Source organism: Bartonella sp. AP7XZML (assembly GCF_042195745.1).
Lineage (GTDB): Bacteria > Pseudomonadota > Alphaproteobacteria > Rhizobiales > Rhizobiaceae > Bartonella.
Genome location: NZ_JBHIOT010000125.1, coordinates 1 through 8,686 on the forward strand (window position 1 = coordinate 1; position 8,686 = coordinate 8,686).

Below are 8,686 nucleotides of genomic sequence, written 5' to 3' on the forward strand. Positions count from 1 at the left end.
CACCACATCACGGCTTTCGTTAAAGTAAAAGGTCTCCCGTTCACAAAAACGAATGGCTGCAAAAATGCTTTCTTGGATTTGATGAACATACTCATCGGCTATGTCATCAATCTCATCTTGAATGACCGACACTAAGTGCGAAAGTGTCCTCTTATGACGATAAACATCCTGTTTTGCCGGTATTGGTCCCCCCGTCTTAACCCGAATATAATGACGCGTCATCAGAATACCTTTCTGTGAAAAATATTGTTATTGACATTACACATCATGTGTATTACAGTGCACTAATGGTAGCGATAATAAAAACAACAGATGAATTCGATGAATGGTTAGAAAAGCTTAAAGACAGAAAAGCTGCCGATATAATTCTTGGAAGACTTCATAGAATTCGTTCAGGACTTTTAGGTGACGTTAAATTTTTTAATGGTATAGGTGAATTGCGTATCCACTATGGGGCTGGGTATCGAGTTTATTTCACAAAAAAAGGCGATAAAATCATTATATTGCTTTGTGGTGGTGATAAATCCACACAATCCAGTGATATTCAAAAAGCCTTATCTCTTTTAAAGGATCTTAAAAATGAAATTGAAAACCTTTAACTTTGAAAAACACCTTACAACACCAGAATCTCAAGAAGTCTTTTTAAATGAAGCCTTCAAAACTGGTGATGCTGCTCATATAGCGGATGCCATTGGTATTGTTGCGAGAGCACAAAATATGCGTGCTTTAGCAAAAGAAACCAATCGCGAACGCAGTGGATTATACCGTTCTTTAAGCAAAACGGGTGACCCCAAGCTTTCTACTTTAGTCGCTGTCTTATCTGCCCTTAATTTACAACTCTTGGTACAATCTGCTACTTCATAAATTGAGAGGAGTTAATAGATATCTCCTCTCAATTTTAGTGATTGGTCACAAATTCAACGACTATACTTGCTTGACCTGCTTGGACTGTCTTATCAGCTTTAGCATAGAGAGTAAGTTCTTCATCATAAGGGACAAATTCCTTTTGATTGGTTGGCTTAACTTCTTTGACTGCCTGCTGTTTGATTTCTGCTTCACCAAATTCAGTCCCGCCAGCAGTGCTGCCTATTTTAACCTTCGTGTCCGAAAATGCTGTCTTAACATACACTTTAATTGAAGTAATCAAAGCACCACGAGGGAGGGTACCTATCTTCATCGCCTGTTCTTTATCTTCATAGCTAAAATTAAGCCGCAAAAAGCTTATCTGCTGCGTATGAAGGCTTCTCCCTTGCAAGGGCTGTGGTAAATAATCTGCCATGTCTTATCCCCTCAATGATTTGTCACAAATTGCACAACCACAACACACTCACCAGCATCAGTGGTTTTATCTCGTGTTGCATAAAGGGTCATTTCTTTATCCTCTGGAGTAAAAACCTTTTGGTCTGTTGGTGTAAAATCTTGCGTATTTTGGGCTTTGATATCTTTTTCGCCAAACTCATTGCCGCCATAAGTGCTGCCAATCTTCAATTTCGCTTCTGAAAATGCCGTCTTAACGAACGCTTTTATTGAAGTGATCAAAGCACCACGAGGCAAAATCCCGATTTTTTCTGTGAGATGCTTCTCTTTATGTGAGATATTCAAACGTAAGAAACTTACCTGTTGGGTGTGAAGATTTCTTCCCTGTAATGGAGGGGGTAATTGATCTGCCATGTCTTGTTTCCTCCCTATGATTAATTATCAGGTTCACCACTGTAGGTGGGGATAACAATCGTTCCAAAATCTTGCGCTGTTTGTGCGCTATTTGGAAATTTGAAACGGGTTTTCTTCATGCCAATCAGTGTTTTCGCAGACAGACCATAGTAACGTTGATAGTCGAAATGCTCTTCCACCAATTGATAGCGATTGACATTGCGATTGTTCCCAAAAGCCATAACGATACTTTGTGCACCAAGCAAAACAGCGCGACGAACACTTTTTTTCGCTGTACTATCTGTCGATTTTACACCATGAGTAACATGTTCAGATTCACGTAAAATCACACCATTATACATGCCTAGTGAACCATCAAAGATCGGATTCTTCGCACGCGAACCTGAATAAGCCGCCTTTTGTATATCAAGCCACTGACCAGTCTCTGTATTGGTACGCAATTGCATCACTTGTGTTGGGTGCAAATAGAGAACATAAACACTCTCTCCATTCACACGTACTGGTCGAATTTTGGGATTAGCAAGTTTCGCCATTTTTACAGCTTCGTCAATAAGCTTCAAACTAAAGCTGTGTTTTGGCGCTTCACGGAGATCTTCATCCTTGGTTTTACCATCTGGACGGATAATTCGCTTACTGCTTGGTGCCAGAGGTTCATTAAATCCATAATGCACATTCTCGATATCTATCATCCGATCTTCAAAAGAGAGCGTCCTTGCTGTATATCCGCAAGCTTGAATGAAAAACATCATGCTTAAGCGGTCTGCATACCAATCAACCAAACCATTTTTGGCTTCATCACGTAAATCAAACGTTGTACGTTGTTGCGCTATACTACCTTCATTTTCTACACGAACTGCATGCGAAAGCTCGTCAATATAGAGTCTGTCATAAAGGAATTGTAATGCCTCTTCATTCCCTTCAAGCGTCTGTCCCGAGGTGACACCACGTCCCAAAAGCTGTGTCCGTAAGCTAAAGGTAACACAATCCCCTCTGCCTTTCTGTGTTTCGGTTTTAAGTTGAATAATGCTGTTTGAACCCTTGCCTATAAGGGGGGCAATAGGTATCGCCTTTGAAACTTCTGTATTTAATAATTTTGACCACGTGCTTATCGCATGAGGATCATCTGCTCTAACTGTTGTTAATGCCATTGATTTTACCTTTCTTTGCTGTAAAAAAAAACCGGCTTAAAAGCCGGATCATAGCCCTGTATAAAACAGACTAATTTCTATAAAATGCACTCTTAATACCCGTTACCTGCACCGTGTAATTGCCGAAAAATCGCTTTATTTTTCGGATTTGATATCCAAACGTCAAATTCTTCTTCTGACATCCTATCAATGCTTGCTAAAGTCATTGGTCCAGTACTCCCCCCTCCTCCAGATGCTGTCAAAGTCCGCGCAGAATTCTGACGGCTTTGAAGTTCTGCAACTTGATTATTCGCTTGCACTGCTTGGTTCTGATAGCCAAGGTTTTGTGCTATTCTATAAATTTCTTCTGCCGGATTGAGATCTCTTTGTGCACAAGTCGCTACAAGCGCATGCAATTGATCTCTTATAATCGCATCTATTGTGTTTTGTTGTCCATACTCAGGATAAAGTGATGACCAAGAACTCAATTCCTTTGCGCGTGCCTCATAAAGAAAATTTGCCGCGGCATCAAAATCACTGGATTTATTTTGAAACGACTTAACAGAATTATTAAAAAATTCACCAAGACGCATATCGTGCTGCTGCTGTTCCTCAGCTTGTCTTAGCGCTTCTTTCTGTTCCCTAATATACGCATCTTGCTTTTGAATCTTATCTAACATCCACGCCACTAAACGAACAGGGTCCTCACGTAGGTCTGGGGGTGCATTTTCACCTTCAACCATTGGCGTCTGGGATTGGGGTTCATAAAACTTGACAAGCGCTTCACGGGCTTGTTTGGCTTGTTGCTCCACACGCTGCTGTTCTATACTAGGAACAATCTCTGAAGGCTTTTCAACGGGCTGTGCAACCGGCTCTGGAGAGGTGACATCATCATTATCAATCGTTTCACCATCATAAGTGCCAGCATCAAAAGAGCTCTCATCATCAAAGACCGGTGCTCCAACTCTGTAATCTTCATTCATAGCTTCATTCATTTCTGCATTCATTCTTTCACCTTTCTCAACTATGCATACCTCTGTGTAATGCTATTCGCTCTCGCATAATCTGATTGTGTGCCTGATCATTGAGAAGCTTCTGCCGTTCAATCTCATAGCGTTGCTTCATCAGTTCTGCGTCTGTTTTTGCTCTCTCTTGATGCACAAAAAGATCAATCTGCTTTTGTTGCAAATCCATCTGATGCATCTGTGCTTTCGTCTCTAAGTCTTGTTGCTTTTCCTGCAACTTCATTTCCTGCTCGGGATCCATCTGCTGTTGTTGTGCCATTTGTTGCTGTTGGAACTTCTCACTGACACGATTGAGTAATGACGCAGGCAAGGGTGAGTAACGAAGTAGATCAAGCATAATATCCGGCGTAATGGCATTTTGAAGCAATGGGAGCAGCTGTGTGATGATACCGAAGGTGCGCTCTTTCTCATTCGGGCTGGTTGGCGCATCATCAACTACAATATCATACTCGACACTCGTTACTTCTTCACGCGTCAATGGAATATATTGCGCATTCTCTTCACCAGATATCCGTACCAAACGACCATCGGACAAGTAATTCTGTATCAAGTGCAAAATAATCTTACCTTGCCGCTTGCGGTACAAACGTAAACCATCAAACAGACAAGCAAGCAGATTTAAACTGGATTGGCGTCGTTGTGCCTCCAAAATACCCGCTTGTGTCACTTCCCTTGTACCAATGAATTCGGGTGATAAACCCGTCACCTGATTAATTGCTTCCTTAGCTTCATTAAACAGCTGGAAAAAGCCCTCTGGAAACTGTGCTACAGGCTTTGGTTGTATCTTGCCTTCTGCAAGAGCGCCATCTTCAGCAACTAGCAACGCATCAGCCCGCGCCCAATCTTGCATAGCCTGCCTGATGTCCTTAAACGCCCCTTCCTCGACAATAAGCCCCCCTTTGGATTGGCTATTAAGGATATACATCACTTGACTAAAATATTTATTCGCCCATCGTTGTGGATCTTTTGTCGGACGGACAACCCCATAAAATTGCCGTTCTATCTTATCAAAATACCCTGTTATACACTCCCAACCCAATTGACCCGCTGGAACCAAAGGTTGATCAGGGGATTCAAGCAATTTTCTCCCTAAAAAAGCACGTTTTACGACCTTTTTATTGAAAGCTGCCCCTTGGATATCGGGCATCATGCACTGGAGCTGCTTAAATTCTTCCTCGCTATAATCACGAAGTTCTCCAGTGCTTAAATCGGGCGCTTTGTAATATCGCTCGCTTTCAAACCAACGGCATTCAACAAGCGTGACCATCCGACGACCGTTTTCAACATCAATGCTCCCTTCATCACTGTAATAATCAAGATCATTATGGTGAACACCTTCATGAGAGCTCCCATCCCTTGCCCAATCTGCACTCAGCTCTGTCCAATGAGATTTGGGAAACATCTGCTTAGCTACTTCTAACGGCTTGCGGTCTACATACCACAAACGTTGCGCATCGGTTAAATTCGGTTGCACCGCTGCACTATCCCAAACCATCTTTAACGGGTCTAAACGCGTAATGACCGGTTCACCATCGAGGCTGTTCTCATAATCAAGCCGTGTATCAGTCCACCCCATGCCGCAGATAACCGCATCTTGGAAAGCATCACTATCAGCGTATTCTGCATGCGCCATGTCCCGAAACCATTCTGCCGCACCGGTAAGCAATTCACTAGGCAATGCCTTCCCTACTTGACGGGGAATAAACTGCACTTCGCGCTTGTTATTACGCTCTGACCCCACAACGGCATTGACCAATGGGGCAATACGATTAAAGGTCATAACGGGGCGGCGTTGCTTTTTTAACGCCGATAAATCTTCTTCATTCCATTGATCACCATTGTAAAAACCAAAATCCTCCCGCGCATGTTCACGCCATTTATTCACATGCTCCACATCTTCTTTGTACCAGCTCACAAGCTTGCGAAATAAGCCTTCTGTCGACAAATCTGATGCGTTACTTTCTTTATCTAAATGCTCTTCATCATACATCATTCTGCCATCCATGAGGTACTCTCATATTCCGTTCTGCCGCTATAAGCTGGTCGCTTTTGTATTTCTTTTGGTGGTTTGTATGAAATACACATCAGTCCAAAGGCATCTGCCCCATGACTGGACCAATCGTGCTCTGCTCCCAAGCCAATATTGCGCTTCTCATCCCATTTCTCGTGATACCAGTTCAGTGCCTTACGTCCTGCTACCGTCGTCTTTTCATTAAACCAAACAGAAGGCAAAACACGGCGGACTGTTTCTATACGTATCTTAACAGCTCCTGCTCCCTGATTAGGGATAACTTTTGTTTGAAAGCCTGCCTGTTTAAGAGCGCTCTCAAAACTCACATTGTGCACACGGTCTCTGGTCGCCCCATCATGGGGTAACACCATCAATGCCTTCTCATAACCATTGTGACGCAACCAACCGATATGTTCCGATAACGGCTGTCCCTGTGCTTCGTAATAATCAAGTACTCTGATCTCCCTACCAACAAATTGCGCTATCCATATCGCCGTAGCATCTGCCTTAGCACCTGTGCCCCCGATATCCCAAAAGGCGCGTATCTGCATTAAAGGATCACGCGCAACGCGCCCTATCCGCCCCTCTTGCTCGGCTGCCAACATTTCCTTTTGATAATAAGCGCCTTGAACCGCTGTAAGATAAGCCCCTTCCCAGATATGCTTATAGGTCTCGGGACGGTTTCTCAGATCATCAAGCCGCGCTTCATTCAAGATCTTGGGAAACTTCGGGTTGTCTGACCAATTGATCTCTACACGCTTAATGGCTTCATTGTCTGAAAAGCGAAACCGCTTCTCAACGGGGGCATTCTCTCGCAACGGGTTCCATGTCACCCATAATTCTGCCCGCCATCCCTCTCCTTCTTCTCGCAAAGTCGGTATAAGCGTTTGCCAAGCCGTCTCTGTAACGGGCTCTGCCTCATCAACCCAACAAAGCAAAATACGCCCCATGGATTTAATGCTCGCAATATTACGGTCCAGACCAGAAAACTGAAAGGCTACGCGACCATCTATCGACTTAATCGAAGATTCCCCAACCTTGTAATAGTCCTTTAAAAAGTCGTGCGCTTCAATGGCGCGCTTAATCTCCTCCAATGAACTCTCTGCCAAAGAATTCTGAAACTGACGTGCACAAAGAATGGTCCCCGATATCCCCTGCATACCAAATTGATAGCCTTTTAAAGCAGCCATCAATGCAAATGATCTTGTCTTCCCAGACCCTCGTCCACCCCAAGCCGCTCGCACCAAAGCGTCCCCTGCAAAAATAGGAATGAGTTTTGGTACAATACTAATCTGTCGTGTTGTCATTGACCAAAGGCGCGATTTCTACACGCGTTATCACCTTAATGGCTCCCCCATCTTCACCTGTTACCTGTAAAGGCAACACCTTACCAAGCAACGCTAAATAAGCAGCGGGGCATTCTATAGCCTGCTTTTCCAAATAAGAAATCAAACCATCCTTGCCAATTTTATTCCCAGCATTCTCAGCAGCCTTAACCACTGCTTCTTTTAAAATGCGCGTCACTTTATTTGGAACGCCTTTGACACGCCCTTGACCTGCCTTTGGGGGTATACGCTTTTTAATGGGTTGTGGAGCCTGCTGTGTATTTTCTGATGTCATAAAATACGCCCTCCAGATAATAAAAAACCCCGCATTTGCGGGGATTTTGAACTGTACATTTCCCTCTCTAGACACAATACGCCTAAGTACAGTAATGTCATTAAATACGATTTGCTACACTTTGTCAACATAAAAATAACACATATTGATAATTTCAAAGGGAATCAGTTAAACAGCACTTATGAATAATTAAGGGTTCAAAATGATGAAATCATTATCCATAACACGCATCATAACATTTATAGCTTTCTTTTCTATATCAGCGCTACCTGCATCAGCGTCATTTGGATTTACACGTACATTTACACGTGTAGATACTATAGAGCAGTACAATAAACTTTACGATAAATATGCAAGTAAAGAATATGAAGACTTTACGCATTTCGACAAGCAACACGAAGCAAATCAATTTGCATACAAAAATGGCTATCAAAATATAACTGCCAAATTTGACACTGTATGGCATCGTCACATACTTATTGTTTTATGTGGACGCTTTGTGAATTTACTAAGGGGTGATTATAATAAGGAGATGTCATGGGCGATGCTACCTAGTGTAATAAATACTTTACGCTATGAACATAATTGGAGTGAAGAAAATTTTATTTGGGCATACAACATGTCTATGAGTAGTACAGATCCAATGTTTTATTACGCAAAAAAATTTCTTAGTTCTCCGAGTGGAAATGGCATTAACCCCGAAACACAAGTTGTTGATTTAGTGTCTAGTATGAGAGTCGATAATGGGAGAGGCATAAAAAAAACAGCTAGGTTTTGTAGAGACTTACGAACGATATACAATATAATGAAACCGTAATAGAGATTGTCATTTAACGATCAAAATGTTTCTGAAGAGCATTAAGAGCAACGCGTAGTGAATTCACAAGGTGTGGTAGCATTTGATCTTCTATCACGAGGTACTGTAGTGCTGCATAAAGATTATACTGTCTATAGAGGCATTGCGCTTCTTTTAGTGCCTCTTGCGTGTTTATAAACTGCTCTGTTGCAAATGCTACCCATTTATCTCTTGCTTTGTCATCAGTAGATGATGGCATTTCGTCATAAATTGCATTAGGCAAGCCCTTTGCACAAAGGTAATTATTTCTTATCTGTAGGTACTGTTGCGCGGCATCATATTGCTCTTGTGTAATCACGCCTTGTAAACAAAGCCGCCCGATATAGGTACCAGAAAGTGGATTTTTTGCCTCCTGTAGCGTTAAACCGAAGCGCTT

General features: G+C 42.5%; 11 protein-coding genes and 1 pseudogene. 3 read left to right on the top strand and 9 right to left on the bottom strand.

Annotated elements, in window-relative coordinates; all coding sequences use genetic code 11:
• Positions 1-222 (bottom strand): annotated as a pseudogene (locus ACFILT_RS09645) (hypothetical protein); the annotation flags it as partial.
• 65 nt (positions 223-287) lie between these two features.
• On the opposite strand from ACFILT_RS09645, the gene ACFILT_RS09650 reads away from it, so the two are divergent.
• Both ACFILT_RS09650 and ACFILT_RS09655 read left to right on the top strand, forming a co-directional pair.
• A complete protein-coding gene (locus ACFILT_RS09650) occupies positions 288-599 on the top strand; it encodes a type II toxin-antitoxin system RelE/ParE family toxin (protein ID WP_375618916.1) in 312 nt (103 codons plus the stop codon).
• Positions 580-864: an addiction module antidote protein gene (locus tag ACFILT_RS09655; RefSeq protein ID WP_375680002.1), complete on the top strand. Its 285-nt coding sequence runs from the start codon at positions 580-582 to the stop codon at positions 862-864. The genes ACFILT_RS09650 and ACFILT_RS09655 overlap by 20 nt, the downstream gene beginning before the upstream one ends.
• Positions 865-898: 34 nt before the next feature.
• On the opposite strand, the gene ACFILT_RS09660 is transcribed toward ACFILT_RS09655, so the two are convergent.
• From ACFILT_RS09660 to ACFILT_RS09690, 7 genes are all read right to left on the bottom strand, one after another.
• Complete coding sequence (locus tag ACFILT_RS09660) at positions 899-1,279, bottom strand: hypothetical protein (RefSeq protein WP_375680003.1); 381 nt, start codon at positions 1,277-1,279, stop codon at positions 899-901.
• A gap of 11 nt (positions 1,280-1,290) precedes the next feature.
• A complete protein-coding gene (locus ACFILT_RS09665) occupies positions 1,291-1,671 on the bottom strand; it encodes a hypothetical protein (RefSeq protein ID WP_375617007.1) in 381 nt (126 codons plus the stop codon).
• 20 nt (positions 1,672-1,691) lie between these two features.
• Positions 1,692-2,819, bottom strand: a complete 1,128-nt coding sequence (locus ACFILT_RS09670; RefSeq protein WP_375680004.1) for a N4-gp56 family major capsid protein — start codon at positions 2,817-2,819, stop codon at positions 1,692-1,694.
• A 92-nt stretch (positions 2,820-2,911) separates the two neighbouring features.
• Positions 2,912-3,805: a hypothetical protein gene (locus ACFILT_RS09675; protein ID WP_375680006.1), complete on the bottom strand. Its 894-nt coding sequence runs from the start codon at positions 3,803-3,805 to the stop codon at positions 2,912-2,914.
• Between the two features lie 13 nt (positions 3,806-3,818).
• Positions 3,819-5,828, bottom strand: a complete 2,010-nt coding sequence (locus tag ACFILT_RS09680; RefSeq protein ID WP_375680007.1) for a portal protein — start codon at positions 5,826-5,828, stop codon at positions 3,819-3,821.
• Entirely contained in the window at positions 5,813-7,141 is a 1,329-nt protein-coding gene (locus ACFILT_RS09685) for a PBSX family phage terminase large subunit (protein ID WP_375678942.1), read from the bottom strand. Before ACFILT_RS09685 ends, ACFILT_RS09680 begins: the two co-directional genes overlap by 16 nt.
• On the bottom strand, positions 7,122-7,454 hold the full coding sequence (locus ACFILT_RS09690) for a hypothetical protein (RefSeq protein WP_375677071.1): 333 nt from the start codon (positions 7,452-7,454) through the stop codon (positions 7,122-7,124). Before ACFILT_RS09690 ends, ACFILT_RS09685 begins: the two co-directional genes overlap by 20 nt.
• Before the next feature lie 205 nt (positions 7,455-7,659).
• Between ACFILT_RS09690 and ACFILT_RS09695 the strand changes: the two genes are divergently transcribed.
• Entirely contained in the window at positions 7,660-8,271 is a 612-nt protein-coding gene (locus ACFILT_RS09695; protein WP_375677072.1) for a hypothetical protein, read from the top strand.
• Between the two features lie 13 nt (positions 8,272-8,284).
• Here the strand turns inward: ACFILT_RS09695 and ACFILT_RS09700 are convergent.
• Positions 8,285-8,686, bottom strand: a 402-nt coding sequence (locus tag ACFILT_RS09700; RefSeq protein ID WP_375680008.1) for a hypothetical protein, incomplete at its 5' end; no start/stop codon positions are given.